This is a genomic window from Peribacillus sp. FSL H8-0477 (genome assembly GCF_038002765.1).
Classification (GTDB): domain Bacteria; phylum Bacillota; class Bacilli; order Bacillales; family DSM-1321; genus Peribacillus.
Genome location: NZ_JBBODE010000001.1, coordinates 541,629 through 565,111, shown reverse-complemented (window position 1 = coordinate 565,111; position 23,483 = coordinate 541,629). Strand labels below are relative to the sequence as shown.

Sequence of the window (23,483 nt, the reverse complement as noted above, 5' to 3'; positions counted from 1 at the left end):
AAAAAATATTACTTTTTTTGACCTTTTCTTTCTTTATTTATAAGTAAGTGGTTATAGAAAAAGTTTAATAAGAATACTAAAGACCTCTATGGATTATGAGTAGGTACATAAAATTATGAATAAAGTCTTTGACAACTTTATTCGTTCATACAATAAGAATATTTCCATTGGAATAGATTTTGCTTTTACATGCTTGAGTAATCTTTGAGTATATCAAGTTTAGATGAATACTTGCAGATAGTTTGAAATTTTTTGCAATTGAACCTAGTAATGTGTATCCCTGTTTTGTATAGTAGTATAGTTAGTTTTTAAATGATTTTTTAGTATTGATTTCCAAAAAGGGGAGAGTTCGATGAAATTTATATTAAAGATAATAGTATTTTCTATATTGTTATTGAGTTTTATACCGCTTTCAATGATTCAGGCGTCTGCAGAAACACTTCAAGAAGATAATTACAAATATAAAGTTTTAAATGGAACAGTTGAAATTGTAGATTACTTTGGAGAAGCTAAGAACGTGGAGATTCCAAGTAAACTGAATGAAATGGCAGTAACAAGTATTGGAAGGCATGCTTTAAGTAATAATCAATTAACAAGTGTACTCATCCCGGAAAGTGTGACAAGTATAGGAGATAGTGCATTTAGTGATAATCAACTAACAAGTGTAACCATCCCAAATAGTATTACAAGTATAGAGAATGAAGTATTTGGTGGGAATCAATTAACAAGCGTAACCATTCCGAAGAGTGTAACAAGTATAGGAAATCGTGCATTTCGTTCTAATAAATTAGTAAGTGTAACCATTCCAAATAGTGTGAACAAGATTGGGAGTGAAGCATTTCGTGGGAATCAATTAACGGGTGTGATTATTCCAAATAACGTGACGAGTATAGGTGAAGGTGCATTTCGTTCTAATAAATTAGCAAGTGTAACCATTCCAGAAAGTGTAACTAAGATAGGGGATTATGCATTTTTTTCTAATAAATTAACAAGTATAACCATTCCGAAAAATGTAACAAATATTGAGGAATATGCATTTGCTTTGAACCAATTAACAAATGTAAATCTCCCGAAAAGCGTAACGAGTATCGGGGATCATTCATTTCATTGGAATCAACTAACAAGTATAACCATTCCAAAAGGTGTAACGAAAATCGGAAACCATGCGTTTCATAGGAATCAACTAACAAGTGCAACCATTCCGAACAGTGTGACAAATATAGAGTCTTATGCATTTAGTGATAATGACCTAACAAGTGTAACCATTCCAGAAAATTTGACAAGTATTGAATCTAATACATTTAGTGAAAATCAATTAACGAGAGTAACCATACCGGAAAAAGTAACTAGGATAGGGGCATATGCATTTGAGGATAATCACCTAACAAGTGTAGTCATTCCAAGCAGTGTGACTAGTATAGGGACTTCTGCATTTAATAATAATCAACTGAAAAGAGTAACCATACCGGAAAAAGTAACTAGGATAGAATCATCTGCATTTAAAAATAATCAACTAACAAGTGTGACTATTCCACATGGTGTGACTAAAATTGAAAATGATACTTTTAGTAAAAATAAATTGAAGAGTGTAACCATCCCAAATAGTGTGGTAAGTATAGGTGGATTTGCATTTTTTTCAAATCAATTATCAAATGTAATCATCCCAGAAGGCGTGACGAGTATAGGGTATGGGGCATTTAAGGATAACCAATTAAAATGGGTAACCATCCCGAAAAGTCTAATGAGTTTGGGGGAAGATCCTTTTGGAAGGACCGAGAAAAACCACTTATTTGTCTGGCATTTAGACAAAAATTACACAACAGTTTGGGATCAATCTAAAACAGGTGTAACAATTTATGCTAAATGGTTGTCTCCACCTGTAATTGAAGGGGCAGGACATGTAACTATTAAACTTGGAGATGGCTTTGATGTTACAAAAGGCGTGATTGCAACAGATATAGCAGATGGAGAATTGACATCAAGTATAGAGATATCTGGAAGCGTTGACCCGATGAAGGTGGGCAGCTACAACTTAACATACAAGGTGACGGATAGCGATGGATATACAACAGAGGTAAAAAGAGAAGTGAGCGTAAGAAGTAATGAGAAGCCTATGATTAAAGGGACCAAAGCTGCCACAATCAAAGTAGGAGATAGCTTTGATGTTACAAAAGGCGTGATTGCAACAGATACAGAAGATGGAGAACTGACAGCAAGTATAGAAGTTGCCGGAAGTGTGAACTCGACGAAGGTGGGCAGCTACACCTTAACGTACAAGGTAATGGACTGGGATGGAAATACTGTAAATATTGAAAGACATGTAACGGTAAACCCTGCTCAAGTAAAAAGCTTAAAAGTATCTAGCAGAGGGACAAACTCTTTAAAACTGATATGGTATAAACAAAATGAAGTCACAGGCTATAAACTCTATCAGTATGATAGTAAGGGTAAACTGTTAAAGACAATTACAAGTAACGCGAACAGTTATACAATTAGCAAACTAAGTGCCGGAACAACGTATCAGTATAAAGTTCGTTCATATAAAACCGTAGGGAAAACAAATTTTTATGGATCTTACAGCAGTGTTCTCACTTCTACAACAAATCCAGCTACTGTTATATTATCGAGTGTTAAAAAGAGTAGCTCAACAAGTATGAAAGTGAACTGGAAGAAGATTTCTACTTCTACAGGGTACCAAATTCAGTATTCTACTAGCAGCAAGTTTACTAGTAGTGCAACAAAGAATGTAACAATTACAAACAAAAATACCGTATCTAAAACAATAAATTCTTTAAAAAAGGGTAAAAAATATTATGTTCGAGTAAAATCATACAAAACATTGTCAGGAACAAAATATTATGGCCCCTGGAGTTCTGTAAAAAGTATAACTATAAAATAACTATAAACAGCCTGCAGACGTTAACCTGCAGGCTTTTTGGCTTTACTTCATATTTTTTAAAAGGGTATCAATATTCCACTTCATCATTTTATAGTAGGTATCTCCCTCTTCACCAGGTTTTCCAATTGAGTCTGTAAAGAGCTTGCCGCCGATAGGGACGCCGGTTTCTTTTGAAACGGCTTCCATGCTGCGAGGATCCATACTTGTTTCAACAAATAAAACAGGCAGCTGTTTTTTATTTATTAAATCGACGACTTGTGTCACCTGTTCAGGAGTTCCTTGATTTTCTGAATTGATTTCCCAGATGTAACCTGCTTCAAAATCATAGGCCTTGCTAAAGTATTTAAATGCACCTTCACTTGTAATGAGGAAACGTTTTTCTTTAGGAATCTTGTTAAATTGTTCAATGGCATCATGATGAAGCTTTTCTAACTTCTGAATATACGTATCGGCATTTTGCTGATACTGTTTCTTGTGTTTGGGGTCCACTTTGATTAAACCATCACGAGCATTTTGAGCATATTTAATGCCATTTCTGATATCCAGCCAAGCATGAGGATCTTCTTCTTTTTCTTTGCCTTTTGTTGTCAGGTGCATTGGGCTGACACCCTCACTCATCTTAAATACGGGTCCATCTTTTCCAGACTTGCCAGCGGTTTCAATCAACTTGTCAAACCATGAATTACCTGCCTCGAGGTTCAAACCATTATAAAAGACTATATCCGCATCGGTCGTTTTTTGAATGTCCTTTGGCAGAGGGTCATATTCATGCGGATTCGAGCCTACTGGTGCTAAACTGTGGATGTCAACCAAGTCTCCACCGACTTCGTTGACGATGTCATACAGAATGGAATAGGTAGTGACCACTTGAAGCTGATCATGCTCAGACTCCTTTTTACTGCAAGCGAATAAGAAAAAAGAGAAGAGTAGACAGACAGATAGTACTTTCATGGTTTTTCTCATCAGTTATACATCCCTTCTAGCGGCTGATTTCAGCACTGTTTTTTTTGATAAACTTACGAATTAAGCCTTGTCTTGGAGAGAAGAAGAAAGCCAGCAGGAAGAAGAAAGTAGCGACTAATACAATCGTAGCGCCAGAGGCTAAGTTATAGGTAAAGCTGAAATATAATCCTGCTATCGAAGCAAGCGTACCGATCCCTGCTGATAAAAAAAGCATGGTCGATAATCGATCGGTTAATAAGTAAGCTGTAGCGGCGGGGGTAATCAGCATGGCAACGACCAAAATGATTCCTACAGTCTGAAGGGAAGCAACGGTAACCAATGTTAAGAGGGTCATTAAGAAATAATGGATAAGCCGAACAGGCAGTCCGTAAACCTCTGCCATGGTTGAATCAAAAGAGGTGACCAGGAACTCTTTATATAAAAGAAAGATGGAAAGCAGTACAAACGTACCAATACCTAATGTTATCCACATATCAGACGGACGAACAGCAAGCACGTTACCAAATAAAATATGATAAAGATCGGTACTGCTTTTCATTAGGGTGATTAAAATGATTCCTAAGGCAAAAGCAGCAGTGAACATGATACCAATCGAAATATCATTTTTAATCCGGCTGTTCTGGCTGACAAAGCCAATGCCAATAGCGGTAATAATTCCCGAAAGTACGGCACCAATCAAGAAATTGATTCCAAGCATATAAGAAATAGCGACACCAGGCAGGACCGCATGGGAAATGGCATCGCCCATAAGCGCCATTCCTCGTAAAATGATGAAACAACCAATAATCCCGCAAATAATCCCCACCATCACCGAGGTCAACAAGGCCTTTTGTAAAAACCCATACTGAATGACAGCCTCAATAAACGCCATTTCACATCACCTCTGCTTTTTCAAAGATCGAAAGCTGACCTAAATATGCCTGATTTATTACCCCATTTCGAACAACCTCTTTGACGTCCCCATAGCCAATTTGCTTTTTATTAAGCACAAGAAGTTGTTCAAAATAGGTGTCTACCTTTGATAAATCATGATGGACGACTAGAATGGTTTTACCTGTTGCTTTGAGGTTTCTTAGGATATTCATCATGTTTTCTTCACTAAGAATATCGATGCCGACAAATGGTTCATCTAATAATAGAATTTCGGGTTCCTGGACTAAGGCTCTTGCTAAAAAAACACGCTGCTGCTGCCCACCCGATAATTCACCGATTTGCCTGTCATGGTAATCCTCCATGCCTACCTGTTTTAAGCAGGCAAGTGCCCGTGCTTTATCGGCTTTTTTAGGTCTTTTAAAAATGCCTAAGCTAGGATAGGTACCTAAGAGGACTGTTTCTAAAACATTGATGGGAAAGTCCCAATCAATGTTGTTACGCTGTGGAACATAAGCAACAAGCTGCCGTTGTTCAGAGAACGTCTTACCAAATATCCTAACCGAACCATTATCTTTAGGAATTAAATCAAGCAATGCCTTAATAAAAGTCGATTTTCCTGCACCATTAGGTCCAATGATGCCAACTAATGATCCTGGTAATATTGCGATATTTATCGTACGTAAAGCGGGTTTACCATGATAGGAGACGGACAAATCTTGAATATTGATAGCATACATGTCTTCCATACCAAGCACCTTCTCTCGTTTAATTTAGTGTATTTTGTGTATAAGCAATATTATGCACGTTATATAAAAAAGTTTCCCTCAACCACAAATTTAATCTTAGGGAAGTTTATAAGATTGGTGAACTATTTTGGAAAATCAACTAAACTGGAGGTATAGATGGAAAGACGAGGAGATTACTATGACGATGAAAACAGCGGTCGTGACCGGATCTTCTAGCGGATTTGGTTTTCTTACGGCATTAGAGCTCGCTAAGGAAGGTTATACCGTACTAGCAACAATGCGGAATCTTACGAAAGGCAACGCATTACTGAAACAGGCAGAAGAAAACGGGTTAGAAGATTTGATTGTCCTACAAGAACTGGATGTCACATCAGAAGAATCGATAAACAGGTTAAAGGAGGTATTGTTGGAGATGGGCAGGGTAGACGTCCTCGTAAACAATGCTGGTTTTGCCGGTGCTGGTTTTATTGAAGAAATACCTGTCTCTGAATATAAGGCGCAGTTTAATACCAATGTTTTTGGAATGATCAGCGTCACACAGGCGGTGCTTCCGTTGATGCGGAGACAAAAAAGCGGCACCATCATAAATATGAGCAGCATTAGCGGAAGGATGGGTTTTCCGGGTTTATCTCCCTATGCGGCTTCGAAATATGCCGTTGAAGGATGGAGTGAGTGTTTACGATTAGAAATGAACGCGTTTGGTGTAAAGGTTGTATTACTTGAGCCTGGCTCGTTTCAAACGAATATATGGTCAAGCGGGAAGCAAGTAACCGAAATGTCTCAGCGACCTGACTCACCATATGCTGCAGAAATGAGAAAGTTGAAAGCCTACACAGAAAGTAGTGCAGAAACATACGGCGATCCACTGGAAATAGCCAAAACCATTGCAGCAATTGTCCGGAAGAAAAACCCTCGTTTTAGGTATCCAATTGGTAAGGGAGTAAAGCTGACGATTTGGCTTAAAGAAAGGGTTTCCTGGCAATTGTGGGAGACAATCGTAAAGAAAATGTTAAATAAGGCTGTCCTCAAATAAGGACAGCCCTTCGTTATTTCTCAATATAAACAGAACGAATAATTGTACGGGTAACCGTTGGACCAGCTTTTACATCGATGGTTAGGTTATACATACCGGATACTGGGACGTTCGGCAGTGTGCCAAAATAAGTTTCTGTATTTACTTTGTTAATGGCAGCGGGATTTTTTACTTCAACTCCTTGTTCGTTAGTAAGGTGAACATCAAATGTTAATGGGGTGCTTGGGCTTCCTTTTACCGGTGATTTGAGGATAAATTGTGCGTCTTTCTGTTTCACTTTTCCGGGCATTTCAAGTATAAGGGGCTCTTTATCATCGATTTTTGCAGTAAGTAAATAGGCATCCTGCTTGGCTTTTGTCTTCATTCGAACAACCCATTCACCAGCTTCCATATTCGTTTGTCTTAACGTATGAACATACGCACCAGCTAGGAAAGAGGTTTCACCTTTTGAAGCTTGCGAAACTAGGAAATGAGGGTAAGTGACTCCTGATGGAGAAATTAATTCAGTTTCCACATAGGGGCTTGACGTATAGAGTGTGATATCGCCATGAGCAGTGTCTTCATTTAGAGAAATAGATTGTTCAATCCATTTATTGGTTTGTAAGGGTCCGCCGTGAACACGTTGAGTGTGCAGGGTTGAGATGTTTTCTTCTTCAACAGGCTGTTCACTTAAACTAGCAATGCCCGAAGTAGATGAATTCCGCAAAAAGGGTTCAATTCTTGAAAAAACGGCGGAGCCTGTACGAATATTGTCATGATCATAGTTGGAATCAGTAAATAGATGGGTGCCGTATGGTAATTTTGAACTCCAAACATTGACGAGCCCGTCATTATCACCATAGGAAGAGAGATACAGTCCGCCAAATGATAGAGCGGAAAACGCTGGTCCTTGGTTGGTGCCGGTTAGTGTATAGTATTTGTTCTTTCTAGAATTCACATGATTGTCTATCGCTGAGCGAAATTCAGCCATCTGGCCAATTTGTAAGGAATAGGTACCTTCATCATTTGCTCCTAGTAGAGAACCGAGCCAGCCAGCGTACCAGCTATAAGCCAAATCAGCTAAATTAGAACCATGATGCGGTGAGGCAAGCGTGATAACTCGTCCAACATATTGGTGCGCACCATAAGAAACAAGAGCAGCTTGTGTATCTGGACCGCCTTTACTATGAGCGATGATATTCACTTTTTTACCGCCAAAGTGGGCATTGATTTGAGCGAGTTTGGCAGCTAATAGTTTTCCGTTTTTGTATTGATTGGAAGACCCATTTCCTGCAGCATCATAAAGCTGAACAAAAACCGTTTGATAGCCTGCTTCGTATGCTTTTGTATACATATCATTCACACCATGGTATTCGGTTTCACCGTACCAGCTTGTTGAAGACCCGTTTTTTCCTTGAACAAAAACAATCGGCGGTTTACTAGAGTTATAATTTGGCGGTGTACTTCCTAGAAACCAATCTCCAGGTGTGAAACTCTCACTTGGAGGTTTTAGTTTGCCGTAGGGCTGAATGACTTCAGCTGACGTTTTGGCTGGTAAACTCATAAACAAACATAATGACAAAAATAAAGTAACCATAAACAGTCGGAACCACATTCTTTTCATTAACATTCCTCCTTATTCTATGACTCTCAGTGTTAATTCAAATGACAAACAAGTAAATCCTTTAAATTTCTCTAAAATGAGAGAATAAGGCTAGCAAAGAATTTGAGAAAACAGGCTATACTGACCGGATTATAAATTTGATATGGTGCTAGAGATAGAGTGAGGTTCAGGACTGAGGGATCACGGCAATGGTTCTGTGCAGAACGGAGGGAAAAGTGTGCAAAGCAGCCCATTTACTGTGCAAATGGGGGTGAAAGCTGTGCAAAATGAGGCCAAACCTGTGCACGTCAAAAGATTTACTGTGCAAAAGGGTATTGAGTAAGGAGATCTTGGATCTGAGTAGTGAGGGTTCGTCACAATGAAAAGACTGCCGAGCCTTTCTCGGCAGCCTTCGGGAGAGGATTGGTTAGGGGAATCTATTTGATAGGTAAAGAATATCTGATGTTAAAAATACACCAACAGGAGGCAGGGCATTCGTATTTTGACTTATTTGATCATTTGCGGAAAGCTGGCTATAGCTGACATCTGTGGTTGCAATCCAATTACCATATTCGCCTGCTTGTAATGAGGGTGCCTTCATTAAAAAGGGGCCAGTTAAAATATAATGCCGGACTCCGATAGATGGGTCCTCGAATAAAGACAGCTTGCCGGCAAATGTTGCATAAGGCGTATTAAAGGTAATCTGATTGGATGTTTTATCCCACGTGCCGTTAAAAGGGAGCAGTGTGCCTCGGAAATTAGACGTGCCGACAATCTGATTGTCAGTGATTGAATTGATAATAAACTCTCCTCGGACAATCGGTCTGCCAGCCATAGATGCGTCAATTCCCCAAATCGATGGGACGGGTAGTCCTTGCTCAATTGCCATAGATGATTCCTCCTGTTAGTGAGCGAAATAATACAGTATATGAATAGGATTCAGAAGGGTCCACGGACACTAAAGAGTATTAAACTGCATCACAGCAGGATGGTATGCTATAATACCTATGTGTTCCTAAAAAATGGATTATTTTAATTTTCAGACAAGTAAGTGTAAGTAGTATGGGGGAGGGCCACTTGTTTAAAGATGTTGAACTTATTTATGTGTTAACCCAAATATTAATTGTCCTCTTTCCTATTTTTGTTTATCAATTATTTTTTAATGATCGTACTAAACCGTATAAAAATGGCTTGGATATTAAATTGACCCTTATTCTATTACTTATGGTTGTATTAACCATGTCTTTTCCCGTTCGATTTTCAGAGGGGTATATATATGATTTTAGAATAGTGCCATTTATTATTGCCTTTTTTTACGGTGGATTAATACCAGGTTTACTTACGTTTTTCACGTTATTAATCTTTCGGTTCTTTATTGGTGGAGAAGGATTTTATCATGTGTTAATTTGTTATTCGATAGCAACTCTTGTTTTACTATATTATATGAACAGATATGAAGCCCTTCAAATGAAACATAAAATTGTGGTGTCTAGTTCTGTATTCTGGATAATGGCCTTTACATTAGTTATGATTTATTTAAATACAAAGGAATTTAATCAAATTCCATTTTTACTGTTTTATTTTTTTATTTCTTGGATTTGTTTATTAATGGGTATCTATACTATTGAGAATGTTCAACAAAAACGAACCATCGATTTAGAACTACAGCGTGCCGAAAAATTAAACGTAATCAGTCAGCTGGCGGCTTCTGTAGCGCATGAAGTTCGAAATCCAATGACCTCTGTCCGCGGATTTTTACAGCTATTAAATGAAGATGAAGCAAGTACCAAAACACAGAAAAATTATATAACCATCGCGATTGATGAATTGGATCATGCTCAAGGGATTATTAATGATTATTTATCTTTAGCAAAACCACACAATGAAGAGAAAACGCTATTAAATCTTTCTATTGAAGTGAAAAAAGCGATTGAACTCATGACTTCTTTTTCAACAATACTCGATATAGATATTAGATCTGAACTACAAGAAAACCTCTACATTCAAGGAAATAGAGGAGAAGTTAAACAGGTCTTAATTAATATTATCAAAAATGGAATTGAATCAATGGATATGGGTGGTTTACTGTACGTGAAGTTGTATGACGGTGGTGGTTTCGTATTCATTGAAATTCAAGATACAGGAAAAGGGATGACGGAAAGTCAGTTAAAGAATATAGGAACCCCTTTTTATACAACAAAAGAAAAAGGGACAGGTATTGGTTTGACCATTACGTACCAGCTCATCCATGCGATGAGAGGATCCATTAGTGTAGAGAGTAAGCTTGGAAAAGGAACCACATTTACGATTACATTCCCAATCAATAATTAATTTTGTTTTCAGAATAATCTTGACAGTTTGAATGAGCAGTTGTAAAGTATACCTATTCACTAACTTAATAGTCACTTTCTTATCAAGAGAGGTGGAGGGACTAGCCCTTTGAAGCCTCAGCAGCAGACTTATTGTAAGTACTGTGCTAATTCTAGTAGCGTAAGCTTGAAGATAAGAAGAGACAGCCTTTTGGCTGAGAACCTCTTCTTTTTTTCAGGTAGGGGTTTTTTCTTTGTCCCTTTTTTAAAAAAGTCTGGAGGGGTAAAATGACGAATGAATTGAGTAAGGCGTTTGATTTAATTAAACAAAAACAGTGGATTGACCTCACACATACGTTTGGACCGGGTTCACCACATTTTGCCTCGTTTGATGAAGCAAAAATAAGTACTCTTTTCAATCATGATGATGGATTTTTCGCCCAAAACTTTTCATTTGCTGGGCAATATGGCACTCACATAGATGCCCCTATTCATTTTGTTCGGGACACACGCTTCCTTGAAGAATTAACACTTAAAGAATTGGTCCTCCCGCTTGTTGTCATTGATAAGTCAAAGGAATCCGCTGAGAATCCTGATTTCGCTTTACATACTGCTGATATTTTGGCATTCGAAGCAGAGCATGGAACGATTGACGGAGGTACATTTGTCGCTTTGAGGACAGATCGGAGTAAGCGTTGGCCAAATCAAGAGGCATTTGAAAACAAAGATGAACAGGGAAATAACCACACACCTGGATGGTCAGTAGAAGCATTAGAATTCTTATTCCAAGAGAGACAAATTAAAGCGATTGGTCATGAAACGTTCGATACGGATGCCAGTATTGACTATCAAAAAAATGGCTCTCTATTAGCTGAATACTATGTACTTGAACAAGATACCTATCAAATTGAATTGCTGACAAACTTAGATAAAGTGCCGGCAAAAGGTGCAGTTATTTTTAATATTGTACCGAAACCAGAAAAAGCATCCGGCTTCCCAGTTCGATCATTTGCTATCCTACCCTAGAATAGAAAGAAGGAACTCAACATGTCTATCACACTAACAAAAGCACCGTTTAAAGCAGATCACGTCGGAAGTCTATTACGTCCGGAGTCATTAAAAAAAGCAAGAAAAGAATATAAAGAAGGCAGATTAACACTCGAACAATTACGTGAAATAGAAACAAAGGAAATTAAACGAGTGGTCGATAAACAGATTGAGGTTGGATTAGAAGTTGTAACCGATGGAGAGTTTAGACGTACATGGTGGCATTTTGATTTCTTAGAGCATTTAAACGGTATAGAGGGCTTTGTACCTGAAACAGGACTACAATTCAAGGGAGTAGAAACGGAAAAATACTCTTTACGAAATATAGGGAAAGTCTCCTTTAACCCAACTCACCCATTTATTAAAGATTTTATTATCTTCAATGAAATTGTTGCCGGCCGTGCTGCCGCTAAACAAACCATACCAAGCCCGAATCAGTTATTTACCAACGGAACCCGTAATGAAGCGATATACCCAGACATTGAGGATTACGCCAACGATATTATCAAAACTTATCAAGCTGCGTTACAAGCTTTTTATGATAATGGTGTGCGGTATTTACAATTTGATGATGTGTACATTGCGGGGCTTTCTTCTCCAGAGGTAACCTATCAGAACGGAAAGTATTCCAGAGAATATTTAACCGATTTAGCACTAAGGGTTATTAATGGAGTTTTAGAAGATAAGCCGGATGATCTAGTGGTAACCACCCATTTATGTCGTGGGAATTATCAATCTACCTATCGATTTGGCGGCAGCTATGAGCTTATTGCACCGACCCTTCTGGCCAAAGAGAAAGTAGATGGATTCTTCTTAGAATATGATGACGATCGTTCAGGTGATTTTAAACCATTAACACATATTCCAAATGGAGGTGCTCAAGTTGTTTTGGGCGTGGTTACCTCAAAACATGGTGAACTAGAAGATATAGACGTCATCAAATCGCGCATTAAAGAAGCGGCACAATATGTACCGCATGAACAATTATGTTTAAGCCCGCAATGCGGATTTGCTTCAACCCATCATGGAAATAAACTGACAGAAGAACAGCAATGGGAAAAGCTGAAATTCATCGTCAATGTATCAAAAGAGGTATGGAACGAATAGTAGTTGAAGAGCATCGCACAAGCGGTGCTTTTTTTTCTGTATTAGCCCAAGAAGAACTGATCCTTCCGGGTATCGACAGGTTTAGTCATTAGGTTCCATAGAAAGAATGAATAGCCTATGAGGATGATTAAAATGAGATAGGCAAAAATATTATGACTTTCCGTATTTCCCATGAAATTTAAAAAATTATTAAATCCATGGAATGCAATCGTAACAAGGATGGAATGACCCGTAACAATAAGTAAGGACAGAACAAGTCCGACTATAAAGGCATAGATAATTTGCAAAATGGTGTCCTCTATAGATTGCCCTCCAAACAGCTGGATGGAATGGGTAATGCCAAAGAGAAAGCTTGTAAGTAAAACGGCGATAGCCTTACCTTTTGGAAGAACCAATTTGAGCATGAAACCTCGGAAAAATGTTTCTTCGATGAAGGCTACAATAAACAGCTGCATGAGAAACATAAAGAATAAATTAGCGAAAGAAGAGGTATCCAGCCCTTTGTTTCCAACGACAATGATTAGTAAAACAAGTACTAACGGTATGTACTGTTTGGATAAAGGAAAGAAACGCTTAAAGAAATAAACATCCCATTTTTTCTTGAAAAGTAAATAGAGAAAAACGCCGATGGCTAGGGGGATCAGTCCGATAAATTGTAAGACTGGATGTGTTGGATTCATAATCGAAACAAAAGCTCCATTTACCATATAAAAAAACATCAAAAGAATTTCCAACCCGATTATTTTTAACCAAATACGTTTAGCGGCCAAATGAATATCAGCTCCCATTGGAATCTATACTATATATGTATATATTCGGCGGAGTTAAAATTTAACCTTTCACGATAGAAAATAAACAACTATGTATACAAATAAACGGTTATCTTTTCATCTATATCAATAGTGGCCAATAAAATCTCACTAACTGACGTTTGGTAGGTTAATTCGAGGTTCTTTTTTAGCCATACTTCATCCTTGCCTCTTTTATCTAATTCTGTGTAGTTAATTTTCCCTTCTTTTATAATGAGATTGGGTAGACTAAATGGTTTTGTTTTTACCTGCATATCTAATGGAGTAAGTGGTTGATGCTGTGAATGTAAAAACGTTGATAGAGTACCATCCGGTTCCCAAAGTGCTAGTGAAATCTTTTGAATATCTTCAATTTTATCTTTTCTCAGTTCTGATAATAAAACATCAATCGGAATTCTAGCTTTGGCTAAATTTTTATAAATAATCTGTCCGTTTTTTATGATAGGGAAGGGAGATGGATCAAGCCAGGTTCTAAATTTATCCCATTTTAAACTCAGATAGACACATAATGTGTAAAAAATAACCAAAACAGTTATTGTAACCATTGATCCCTTCATGCCTAAATGTTCGTCTGAAAGAGGGTGGGCGATAATATTCCCTATGATTAGTGCAATGATAAAATCAAGCAATCTTAATTGTGAAAATGATCGAGGTCCCATTATTTTTGTGGCGATGAGTAGGAAAGTGAAACTAATAACCGCCCTTACACTCCATTGAATAATCGTAAGAGAGTCTTGACTGCTGAAAAAATCCATTTAACAACACATCCTGCCTTTCAATAGTTACGGTATTTATTATCACCAGTATAGTAGTATATAAACCAATGTTTAATGTGAGTGGCATAGAGGTATAACTTTACAAAATGACAAATAAGGGAGCGATATGATGTTTCATTATACAGTGCAAACAGATAAATCTATTGATGAGGCCATTACAGCCTTAGAAACAAACTTAAAAAACGAAAAATTTGGCGTACTTTGGATGTTAGACTTAACTGAAAAGTTACAGGAAAAAGGGATAGAGAACTTTAAGCAGCCTTATCGTATTTTAGAGGTGTGTAATCCAGAAGCAGCAGCAAGAGTATTAGGGGTAAATGAACTTGTAGGGTATTTTCTTCCTTGTAAAATTACGGTGTATGAGAAGGAAGGGCTGACGAATATTGGTATGCCGAAGCCAACGGTAATGATGGAAATGATAGAAGATTCTAAGCTGAAAGAAATTGCTGTTGAGATTGAAGAAACGTTAATTAAGGTTTTGGATAAAAGTATTTAATTAGACTACCAACAATGGAGGATATTCATATGATAAAAACAAAGATGATAGCGGGAGTTATGTTAGCAGCAGCAATGACCTTAACTGCCTGTGCCAACGAAAAAGAAGATTCTAGTTCTAAACACAGCAACGAGCACATTCACGGGGAGTCCGAAGTACCAAGTAACTTAGGAGCTGCTGAAAACCCAACGTATGACATTGGAAGTAAAGCAATCATAAATACGGATCATATGAAGGGGATGAAAGGTGCAGAAGCCACTGTTACTGGCGCTTATGAGACAACGGCTTACACTGTTTCATACATACCTGAATCAGGGAAGAGCAAAGAACCAATCAACAACCATAAATGGGTCATTCAAGAAGAAATTAAAGATGCAGGAGACAAAATGTTGGAACCTGGTACGGAAGTAATCATTGAAGCAAATCATATGAAAGGGATGAAAGGTGCAGAAGCAACGATTGAATCAGCCGAAAAAACAACCGTTTATATGATTGATTACACGCCGACAACAGGTGGTGAAAAAGTAACCAATCATAAGTGGCTTGTTGAAAGTGAATTAAAGTAAGGTATGAATTTTAAAAAACAACCTATTATGCTAGGTTGTTTTTTGTTATGTTGTGAAACTATTAATGAAAATTATCGTCTATTCAGGTTAAGAAAGGTGATGAAAAATTGCATGTATAGAAAGACGTTTTGGTTAGTAGTGATTTGTTTTATCATAGCAGGCTGTTCTCAAAACGGAGCAGCTAAAGGTGAAATTGATAGAAAAGGTATTATTACGGAGATAGACACGAAAGAAAACCGATTGTTAATAGATGACCGAAAGCATGGCTTGATTTGGATCAAACTAAATGAAAGCGATCATTTAGATGAATATGTGCAAGGTCAGGAAGTAGTCGTATGGATCGATGGGGTCATTAGTAATTCAATACCTGCACAAGCGAGAGCCTTAAATATTCAGTCAGCAACACCTTTACCGGAATTTATTTTTGAAAAAGATGGTTTTCCATCTGCCCTCCCTGGATTCGTAACAATCAATCAAAAACGATATAACATGCAAAGAGGCGGTTTTGAGTGGCGAAACGGGAATCAAGTTCAGCAAACAGATGCCGCAAGTCCCCTTCAAATTGCTGAAAAGTTTAAAGCCATCCATGCAAAGCCAAACAGTAGACTGACCATAGAGGTGGAACAAAAACCAACACTGATTGTCTATCGTTGGAATGCAGAAACAGAAAGTAGGGAACGGGAAGAGTACCCTATTATCGTTCCTGCTGAAAAAGGACGGTATATCTATGAAGCAATCGCTTTATGGGCTAATGGTAAAGTCTCCTTTACATTTGTTATAGAGGTGAATTAGCTTGCTTATTTTAAAAGTCGTAGGCCGTTCAAAATAACAAGTATTGTACTTCCTTCGTGTCCGATTACTCCGTACGGTAAATTCAGTAACTGAAGAAAATTGGAGCAAACCAGTAAAATGATTACGAAAATTGAAAAGAATACATTTTGCTTTACAATTTTATTCATTTTTTTAGACAGAAGAACAGCGTCTGCAATTAGTGAAAGATTGTTTTTCATTAAGACAACATCAGCAGTTTCTAAGGCTACGTCAGATCCCTCACCCATAGCAATCCCAATGGATGCTGTCGCCAATGCTGGAGCGTCATTAATCCCGTCTCCAACCATCGCAACGGTGCCATATTGATCTTGTAATTTTTTTATTTCATCCACTTTTGTCTCAGGCAGGCATTCTGCAACGAATCCATTAATGTGGCTTTCTGCTGCAATGGCTTTCGCCGTGGCCTGGCTGTCACCTGTTAACATATAGATCTGCACGCCTATCGATTTTAGTTTATCAATTGCATCAATGGTTTCTTGACGGATGACATCTTTAAGTGTTATCAAACCAACTAGCCCTTGCTGATCAGAGGCATAAACCATGGTTTTTCCTTCGCTGGCCAATGTTTCCGCAATCCCGTTTTGAAAAGCTCTTGCTTCCTCAGCCCCAACAAAATCTGCTTTCCCGACTTTCCAGGTCACGCCGGCAATGCGTGCGCTTGCACCAAAACCTGAGATATCTTCAGACGTTTCGGGCTTAATAAGATCGAGAATGCTATGTTTAGAAGCATAAGCAACGATGGATTGGGCGAGCGGATGAGTTGAGTATTTCTCCACTGATGCTACATGCAGGAGAAATGTTTCCATCGTATAATCCTCTCGATACAAAACATCAACCACCTCAGGTTTCCCTTTCGTTAATGTTCCAGTCTTGTCTAAGGCAATGGCTTTTAAGTGTCCTAAATTTTCTAAATGAACCCCGCCTTTAAATAATATGCCATGGCGGGCACCATTAGAAATCGCTGATAAAGTTGCTGGCATAACAGAAGCGGCGAGTGCGCAAGGAGAAGCCACGACAAGTAGCACCATGGCACGATAAATCGTTTCTTTCCAGTCCCAATGAAATAAATAGTGCGGGACAAACATCATAAGCAGGACAGCGATAAGAACAACATTTACATATCTACCTTCAAATTTTTCAATAAATTGCTGGGATGGAGATTTCACACTCTGTGCAGATTGAACGAGCAGAATGATTTTATTAAAAAGGGTTTCCTCTTGAGTTTTAGTCAATTCAACGATAAGGGTGCCTCTTAAATTAACGGTGCCAGCAAATACTTCATCATTAATCGTTTTACTTACTGGAATTGATTCTCCTGTAATGGCCGCTTCATCTAAGTTCGTTTGTCCTTTAATGATTATTCCATCTGATGGAACACGTTCTCCAGCTTTAATTAAGATTTGGTCTCCGATTTTCAATTCGGATATACCAACTCTTCTTTCCTTTCCACTAGCGAGAAGAGTGGCTTCTTCCGGTTGCAAATCCATTAAAGCAGAGATTTCCTTGTGACTTTTGTTCATTGTATATGTTTCTAAAGCCCCACTTAAAGAGAAGATAAAGATTAGAATGGCTCCCTCGGTCCAATAGCCAATAAGTGCAGAACCTAAAGCGGCTAAAATCATTAGAATTTCAACGTTTAATTTTTTTGTTTCAATGGTGTCAAGTATACCTTCTTTGGCTTTCGCCATCCCCCCGATAATAAAGGCTAACACGTATACATAAGTCGAATAGGATTCAGCTCCGTTTTTAGATAGAATCCACCCAATGATTATGAGTACGCCGCAAAAACATGCTGCAATTAACTCTATATGCGGCTTAAGTTTACTCCAAAGCGTCACATCTTGTTTACTCTTAGCATTCATAGTAGATCCTTTCTTATAGAGGCTTGGTTAGTAGTAATTCTAATCAAAGGGCATGTTCATTAGTTTTCCCCATCAAAATAACTTGATACATCATATAGATCTTCTAAACTCGATTGCAGGTGCCATCTGTAAGGTTCGGTTTAGGCTCTTGACAACATACCCTATGGGGTATATTATAAGAGTGCAAGAAGAGGCCAACCTCTTTTTATGGATCAGTAATAATATTCAGTTCAAACCAGAAAAGTAAGTTCGATAGCACTCAGAAAATGAGGGTTGACGAACTTTACTTTTTAGCCTAGTATATACCCCTATGGGTATGTGAGTTAAATCAAGACAAAAAAATTTAAATAAATAAATACCCCTTGGGGTATAGAATATTGGAGGAAAAACAAATGAGTGAAAAGAAAAAAACAACCATTGTATTATTTAGCGGGGATTATGATAAGGCTATGGCCGCTTATATTATTGCCAATGGAGCAGCAGCTTATGATCATGAGGTAGTCATCTTCCACACGTTCTGGGGATTAAATGCGCTGCGTAAGGACGAGCCGGTTATGTTAAAAAAAGGATTCCTAGAAAAAATGTTTGCCAAAATGATGCCAAGAGGCGCAGATAAAATGGGAATATCCAACATGAACTTTGCTGGAATGGGTCCTAAAATGATTAAGCATGTTATGAAAAAACATAATGCAATGACTCTTCCGCAACTAATAGAGATGGCACAAGAACAAGAAGTGAAGCTAATCGCTTGCACGATGACAATGGACTTATTGGGTTTGCAGCAACCAGAATTACTAGATGGAATTGAATATGCAGGTGTGGCCGCTTATCTAGCAGATGCAGAGGACGGTAACGTAAACCTATTTATTTAAGAAAAAGGAGTCTGCCATATGAATACCATTATAAATGCTATATTGATTGTAGCTCTTGGCTGGTTTTTATACCAACGGTTAGTTCCTGCAAAGGGAATTAAGAGCATTAGTACGTCAGAGCTAAAGCTTGAGTTGACTAAAAAGGGGAAGCAGTTTATTGATGTTCGAACGCCTCAGGAGTTTCGAGGTAATCACATCAGGAACTTTAAAAATATTCCCTTGTTCGAACTACAGAAAAGAGCACAAGAACTTTCAAAGGAACAAGAAGTGATTGTGATTTGTCAAAGTGGAATGAGGAGCAGTAAAGCAAGTAAAACTTTAAAAAAGCTTGGGTTTACACAGATAACAAATGTTAAAGGCGGCATTAGTGCTTGGCACTAATTTTAAGGAGGGTATTTGTTTATGAAAGTGATCACAACTTCAGAAGTAGAGGCTTTAGTAAAGAGTAATACGCCAATTCATATGATTGATGTTCGCGAAGAAGAGGAAGCGGCCGAAGGGATGATTCCCAACGCAACGAATATCCCTTTAGGATTAATAGAAGATAAACTGGATGAATTAGATAAATCCAAAGAATATATCATAATCTGTCGTTCAGGCAATCGAAGTTCAATGGCGGCTGCTATTCTTGAGAATAATGGATACAACGTTAGGAATATGACTGGTGGAATGCTTCATTATAAGGGGAAAACTGTATAATTTTTTTAAAAATTATTATACCCCCACCCGTATTTTATTTTAGAGGAGGAAACGGTAATGATTAAAACAAATTCAATATTAGACGCAAAAGGGTTAGCGTGTCCGATGCCGATTGTAAAAACGAAAAAAGCGATGAACGCTATGGACGCTGGACATGTGTTAGAAATTCAAGCAACAGATAAAGGATCAACTGCAGACATGAAAGCTTGGTCAGAAAGTACCGGACATCAATATTTAGGTACAGTTGAAGAAGGAACGGTTCTAAAACATTATATAAGAAAATCAAGTAGTGATGAACAAATAGAAAAGAAACATGAAAATGTGATTTCTAATGATGATCTGCTGTCTAAAATGGAAAACCAAAAGCCAGTAGTAGTTGACGTACGTGAATCAGCAGAGTTTGTCTTTAGTCATATTCCAAACGCTGTATCGTTGCCTTTAGGGGAACTAGAAGAACGATTAAGTGAATTGGATAAAAATACAGAAATTCATGTCATTTGCCGGACAGGCAGCCGAAGTGATTTAGCTGCACAAAAACTTACATCGGCAGGCTTCAAGCAAGTCATTAATGTTGTTCCGGGAATGAGTCAATGGAATGGACCTACTGAAAAGTCAATTAGCTAACTATAACGAATACTGGAGGAATAGTTCATGACTGTAAATGTAATGACAGCTAAAGAAATTGCACAAAAGGTCATTAATAAAGAAGATTTATTTATTTTGGATGTACGAAATGAAAGTGATTTTAACGATTGGAAAATTGAAGGAGAGGGCATTGAAATCTTTAATACTCCTTACTTTGATTTGTTAGATGGCGTTGAAGAAGTGATGGAAAGAATGCCAGCTGATAAAGATGTACTTGTTGTCTGTGCAAAAGAAGGCTCATCGATTATGGTAGCTGATATGTTATCTGAAGCTGGACGTTCGGTGTCTTATTTAAAAGGCGGCATGAAAGCTTGGAGTGAACATTTAGAACCAGTTAAAATCGGCGATTTGCATGATGGAGCTGAAATTTATCAGTTCGTTCGTCTTGGCAAAGGGTGTCTATCTTATATGGTTATTTCTAACGGTGAAGCGGCGGTCATCGATTCAACTAGAATGACGGACGTCTATCTTGAATTTGCAGCGAGTAAAGAAGTGAAAATCACACATGTATTAGATACACACTTACATGCAGATCACATTTCGGGTGGAAGACAAATTGCAGAACGAACCAATGCTACGTATTGGTTACCTCCTAAAGATGCAGCTGAAGTTACATTTGCATATCAGGCATTAGAAGGTGGAAATGTTATAACGATTGGGAGTACAGCAATAGACATTCATGCTCTTTACTCACCTGGCCATACAATTGGTTCTACATCATTTGTTGTCGATGAAAAGTACTTACTTTCTGGAGATATCTTATTCATCGATTCAATTGGCAGACCAGATCTAGCTGGATTAGCAGAGGATTGGGTGGGTGATCTTAGAGAAACGCTCTATCATCGCTATAGACAATTGTCGGACGAGCTAATTGTCTTACCTTCACACTTTATGATCATTGAAGAACTGAATGGAAACGGTAGTGTTGCTAAGAAGTTAGGAACGTTATTTGCAGAAAATCATGGCTTAAATATGAAAGATGAGAAAGAGTTTAGAGCAATGGTTACTGGAAACTTACCTCCACAACCAAATGCCTACCAAGAAATTCGGGAAACAAACATGGGAAAAATCACGCCAGATAGTGAAAAACAACGTGAAATGGAGATTGGACCCAATCGTTGTGCAGTACGTTAATAAAAAACTATTACGAATCGGGGAATAAAAGATGAATTCAGATAAAGTATTAGACGCAAAAGGATTAGCTTGTCCGATGCCCATTGTAAAAACAAAGAAAGCTATCAATGAACTAGAATCAGGTCAAGTGTTAGAAATCCATGCTACAGATAAAGGTGCAAAAGCTGATTTAGCCGCTTGGTCTAGATCTGGCGGACATGAGCTGTTGGAATCTACAGAAGAAAATGATGTATTTAAATTTTGGATTAAAAAAGGCTGATTGTAAGAGGGAACCAAGTAGGGTTCCCTTCTTTTAAAGGAGGATTAAAATGGATATCGGTTTTATCATTACGATCTTTTTAATTGGATTCATAGGCTCATATATTTCAGGAATGCTCGGTATTGGCGGATCCATTATCAAATATCCGATGCTTTTGTATATACCGCCAATCTTTGGGTTAGCGGCCTTCAGTGCACACGAAGTCTCTGGAATAAGTGCTGTTCAAGTTTTATTTGCTTCCATTTCAGGTGTCTGGGCCTATCGTAAAGGCGGATACTTAAATAAAACCCTCATTATCTATATGGGGATCAGTGTTTTAATCGGAAGTGTAATTGGGAGCTTTGGTTCGCAGTCTATGTCAGAGAACGGAATAAATCTTGTTTATGGCATCCTAGCCATCATAGCAGCCGTTATGATGTTTATTCCTAAGAAGGGAATCGACGATATTCCTTTAGACCAGGTAACCTTTAATAAGTGGCTTGCTGCGATTTTAGCCTTAATTGTTGGCCTAGGTTCTGGAGTTGTTGGAGCTGCAGGGGGCTTTTTATTAGTGCCAATTATGCTGGTCGTGTTAAAAATCCCAACCAGGGTGACGATTGCATCTTCGCTAGCAATTACTTTCATTTCATCAATTGGAGCAACTGTGGGGAAAGTATCTACAGGGCAAGTGGACTATTATCCAGCCTTAATCATGATAATCGCGAGCATAATAGCTGCACCGCTTGGAGCGATGGCAGGGAAAAAAATGAATACAAAAATTCTTCAAATTATATTAGCGGTTCTTATTTTAGCCACAGCGGTGAAAATTTGGGCGGGAATAGTGTAATAGCACACTAAAAAAACTTTCAACTTGCCTTTGGTAAGATGAAGGTTTTTTTTCGAATAAATAGGTAATGATAAGGAAAATTAGAGAGTGGCAAGGATTCATAAGGATTGTTCTTATTTTTATGGTTAGTCTGAGTCTGCACGATTTTTGAAGTCGGGAAGAAAGAATAATAACAGATTTGAATTAATAGGAGTATAATAGTAAAAGTAGTCCAAACAAAATTTATTTGAGTCCATTGTGTTCATTCCACTAATATGAACCCCCTCATCTTACATAAGGCTAATAAACGCGCATGCCTAACACATACACTTTTTCTTTTCACAGAGGTTATTGAGATTTGTACATTTCTTGCCTTTCTGAGTATACGGCATTAGCAACATATAGAACGATTTTTTATAGGAGGTCATCTAATTGTTATTTAAAGCAAAACAAAACAAGTTTACAGCTGCCCTAATTAATATGTCTCAAAACTTAAAGGAAAGTGCTGATTATTTTGCTGAATTCAACGTTACCAGTGATTATACAGCATTTGCCGATAAGATGAAGGAGTACGAACTTAAAGGGGACAGTATGGTCCATGAGGTGAGTAAGGATCTGACTCAGGCTTTTATCACACCCATTGAACGAGAAGATATTCTTCAATTAACCAATAGTATGGACGATATATTGGATGGTTTAGAAAATTGTGCATCCTTAATCGACATGTATTCGATTAGTAATACGGATCAGTATATCCTCGACTTTATTGAAGCTATTAAAGAATGTACGTATGAAATTGCCAAAGCGTGTAAATTGCTTACAACGAAGAATCTTCAATTAATCCCAGTGATTGCGATTAAAATTAAAGATTTAGAATCTCATTGTGATGAAATTCAGCGCCAATCGATTAAACAATTATTTTCAACTGAAAAGGATCCGTTCCGTATCATTCAATACAAAGAAATGTATGAAAGCCTAGAAGATGTAGCGGATGATTGTCAACGAGTCGCCAACATCCTTGTAGGTGTGGTTATGAAAAACGCATAAGCGAACTATGCTGTCCCCGAAAATCATTGGAAAATGATTTTCGGGGACAGTTTTTATTTTTTTAAAAAGGATTTATCGGATGAAAGTAGAATAGGTAATGTATAAAACAGACTTGGAGGTATT

24 protein-coding genes and 1 riboswitch are annotated in these 23,483 nt (G+C 37.8%); of the genes, 16 read left to right on the top strand and 8 right to left on the bottom strand.

The annotated features are described in order from the left end of the window. The first annotated feature begins 352 nt into the window (after nt 1-352). Nucleotides 353-2,899 carry a leucine-rich repeat protein gene (locus MHI18_RS02970; protein ID WP_340845930.1) on the top strand — a complete coding sequence of 849 codons (2,547 nt, stop codon included), beginning with the start codon at nt 353-355 and terminating at the stop codon, nt 2,897-2,899. Nucleotides 2,900-2,941: 42 nt separating this feature from the next. On the opposite strand, the gene MHI18_RS02965 is transcribed toward MHI18_RS02970, so the two are convergent. Genes MHI18_RS02965 through MHI18_RS02955 form a run of 3 tightly spaced genes read right to left on the bottom strand, consistent with a single transcriptional unit; the run spans nt 2,942 to nt 5,481 of the window. Further along, nucleotides 2,942-3,862: a metal ABC transporter substrate-binding protein gene (locus MHI18_RS02965; RefSeq protein WP_340845929.1), complete on the bottom strand. Its 921-nt coding sequence runs from the start codon at nt 3,860-3,862 to the stop codon at nt 2,942-2,944. Nucleotides 3,863-3,878: 16 nt separating this feature from the next. Continuing rightward, entirely contained in the window at nt 3,879-4,733 is an 855-nt protein-coding gene (locus MHI18_RS02960) for a metal ABC transporter permease (RefSeq protein ID WP_340845928.1), read from the bottom strand. Between the two features lies 1 nt (nt 4,734). Beyond that, nucleotides 4,735-5,481 carry a metal ABC transporter ATP-binding protein gene (locus MHI18_RS02955; RefSeq protein ID WP_340845927.1) on the bottom strand — a complete coding sequence of 249 codons (747 nt, stop codon included), beginning with the start codon at nt 5,479-5,481 and terminating at the stop codon, nt 4,735-4,737. 178 nt (nt 5,482-5,659) lie between these two features. Between MHI18_RS02955 and MHI18_RS02950 the strand changes: the two genes are divergently transcribed. Further along, nucleotides 5,660-6,514: an SDR family oxidoreductase gene (locus MHI18_RS02950; protein WP_340845926.1), complete on the top strand. Its 855-nt coding sequence runs from the start codon at nt 5,660-5,662 to the stop codon at nt 6,512-6,514. Nucleotides 6,515-6,527: 13 nt separating this feature from the next. Here the strand turns inward: MHI18_RS02950 and MHI18_RS02945 are convergent, their stop codons facing one another. Further along, the gene (locus MHI18_RS02945) at nt 6,528-8,117 is read right to left on the bottom strand and encodes an esterase/lipase family protein (RefSeq protein WP_340845925.1); all 1,590 of its coding nucleotides are present in this window, start codon (nt 8,115-8,117) and stop codon (nt 6,528-6,530) included. Between the two features lie 406 nt (nt 8,118-8,523). Then, complete coding sequence (locus MHI18_RS02940; RefSeq protein ID WP_340845924.1) at nt 8,524-8,985, bottom strand: hypothetical protein; 462 nt, start codon at nt 8,983-8,985, stop codon at nt 8,524-8,526. Between the two features lie 188 nt (nt 8,986-9,173). Between MHI18_RS02940 and MHI18_RS02935 the strand changes: the two genes are divergently transcribed. The 3 genes from MHI18_RS02935 (at nt 9,174) to MHI18_RS02925 (ending at nt 12,559) form a co-directional block, all read left to right on the top strand. Beyond that, the gene (locus MHI18_RS02935) at nt 9,174-10,427 is read left to right on the top strand and encodes an ATP-binding protein (protein WP_340845923.1); all 1,254 of its coding nucleotides are present in this window, start codon (nt 9,174-9,176) and stop codon (nt 10,425-10,427) included. Nucleotides 10,428-10,503: 76 nt separating this feature from the next. Continuing rightward, a riboswitch (SAM riboswitch) is annotated at nt 10,504-10,605 on the top strand. Nucleotides 10,606-10,693: 88 nt separating this feature from the next. After that, entirely contained in the window at nt 10,694-11,431 is a 738-nt protein-coding gene (locus MHI18_RS02930) for a cyclase family protein (protein ID WP_340845922.1), read from the top strand. A 21-nt stretch (nt 11,432-11,452) separates the two neighbouring features. Then, a complete protein-coding gene (locus MHI18_RS02925) occupies nt 11,453-12,559 on the top strand; it encodes a 5-methyltetrahydropteroyltriglutamate--homocysteine S-methyltransferase (RefSeq protein ID WP_340845921.1) in 1,107 nt (368 codons plus the stop codon). A 41-nt stretch (nt 12,560-12,600) separates the two neighbouring features. Here the strand turns inward: MHI18_RS02925 and MHI18_RS02920 are convergent, their stop codons facing one another. After that, entirely contained in the window at nt 12,601-13,329 is a 729-nt protein-coding gene (locus MHI18_RS02920; RefSeq protein ID WP_340845920.1) for a CPBP family intramembrane glutamic endopeptidase, read from the bottom strand. A gap of 89 nt (nt 13,330-13,418) precedes the next feature. Next, nucleotides 13,419-14,123: a DUF421 domain-containing protein gene (locus MHI18_RS02915; RefSeq protein WP_340845919.1), complete on the bottom strand. Its 705-nt coding sequence runs from the start codon at nt 14,121-14,123 to the stop codon at nt 13,419-13,421. A 130-nt stretch (nt 14,124-14,253) separates the two neighbouring features. Between MHI18_RS02915 and MHI18_RS02910 the strand changes: the two genes are divergently transcribed. The 3 genes from MHI18_RS02910 (at nt 14,254) to MHI18_RS02900 (ending at nt 15,998) form a co-directional block, all read left to right on the top strand. Beyond that, nucleotides 14,254-14,640 (top strand): DUF302 domain-containing protein, encoded by a 387-nt coding sequence (locus MHI18_RS02910; protein WP_340845918.1) that lies wholly within the window; start codon nt 14,254-14,256, stop codon nt 14,638-14,640. A 29-nt stretch (nt 14,641-14,669) separates the two neighbouring features. Further along, nucleotides 14,670-15,206 carry a YdhK family protein gene (locus tag MHI18_RS02905; RefSeq protein WP_340845917.1) on the top strand — a complete coding sequence of 179 codons (537 nt, stop codon included), beginning with the start codon at nt 14,670-14,672 and terminating at the stop codon, nt 15,204-15,206. Nucleotides 15,207-15,317: 111 nt separating this feature from the next. Continuing rightward, nucleotides 15,318-15,998, top strand: a complete 681-nt coding sequence (locus MHI18_RS02900; RefSeq protein ID WP_340845916.1) for a DUF3221 domain-containing protein — start codon at nt 15,318-15,320, stop codon at nt 15,996-15,998. A gap of 5 nt (nt 15,999-16,003) precedes the next feature. On the opposite strand, the gene MHI18_RS02895 is transcribed toward MHI18_RS02900, so the two are convergent. Continuing rightward, nucleotides 16,004-17,899: a heavy metal translocating P-type ATPase gene (locus tag MHI18_RS02895; protein WP_340845915.1), complete on the bottom strand. Its 1,896-nt coding sequence runs from the start codon at nt 17,897-17,899 to the stop codon at nt 16,004-16,006. Nucleotides 17,900-18,291: 392 nt separating this feature from the next. Between MHI18_RS02895 and MHI18_RS02890 the strand changes: the two genes are divergently transcribed. The 8 genes from MHI18_RS02890 (at nt 18,292) to MHI18_RS02855 (ending at nt 23,360) form a co-directional block, all read left to right on the top strand. Further along, nucleotides 18,292-18,771: a DsrE/DsrF/DrsH-like family protein gene (locus tag MHI18_RS02890; protein WP_340845914.1), complete on the top strand. Its 480-nt coding sequence runs from the start codon at nt 18,292-18,294 to the stop codon at nt 18,769-18,771. 18 nt (nt 18,772-18,789) lie between these two features. Further along, the gene (locus MHI18_RS02885; protein ID WP_340845913.1) at nt 18,790-19,152 is read left to right on the top strand and encodes a rhodanese-like domain-containing protein; all 363 of its coding nucleotides are present in this window, start codon (nt 18,790-18,792) and stop codon (nt 19,150-19,152) included. A 21-nt stretch (nt 19,153-19,173) separates the two neighbouring features. Beyond that, nucleotides 19,174-19,470 (top strand): rhodanese-like domain-containing protein, encoded by a 297-nt coding sequence (locus tag MHI18_RS02880; RefSeq protein ID WP_340845912.1) that lies wholly within the window; start codon nt 19,174-19,176, stop codon nt 19,468-19,470. A gap of 57 nt (nt 19,471-19,527) precedes the next feature. After that, nucleotides 19,528-20,094 (top strand): sulfurtransferase TusA family protein, encoded by a 567-nt coding sequence (locus tag MHI18_RS02875; RefSeq protein WP_340845911.1) that lies wholly within the window; start codon nt 19,528-19,530, stop codon nt 20,092-20,094. A 27-nt stretch (nt 20,095-20,121) separates the two neighbouring features. After that, the gene (locus tag MHI18_RS02870) at nt 20,122-21,249 is read left to right on the top strand and encodes an MBL fold metallo-hydrolase (protein WP_340845910.1); all 1,128 of its coding nucleotides are present in this window, start codon (nt 20,122-20,124) and stop codon (nt 21,247-21,249) included. Between the two features lie 31 nt (nt 21,250-21,280). Beyond that, complete coding sequence (locus MHI18_RS02865) at nt 21,281-21,508, top strand: sulfurtransferase TusA family protein (RefSeq protein ID WP_340845909.1); 228 nt, start codon at nt 21,281-21,283, stop codon at nt 21,506-21,508. 49 nt (nt 21,509-21,557) lie between these two features. Next, a complete protein-coding gene (locus tag MHI18_RS02860) occupies nt 21,558-22,334 on the top strand; it encodes a sulfite exporter TauE/SafE family protein (RefSeq protein WP_340845908.1) in 777 nt (258 codons plus the stop codon). Nucleotides 22,335-22,745: 411 nt separating this feature from the next. Then, a complete protein-coding gene (locus MHI18_RS02855) occupies nt 22,746-23,360 on the top strand; it encodes a DUF47 domain-containing protein (protein WP_340845907.1) in 615 nt (204 codons plus the stop codon). Nucleotides 23,361-23,483 lie beyond the last annotated feature (123 nt).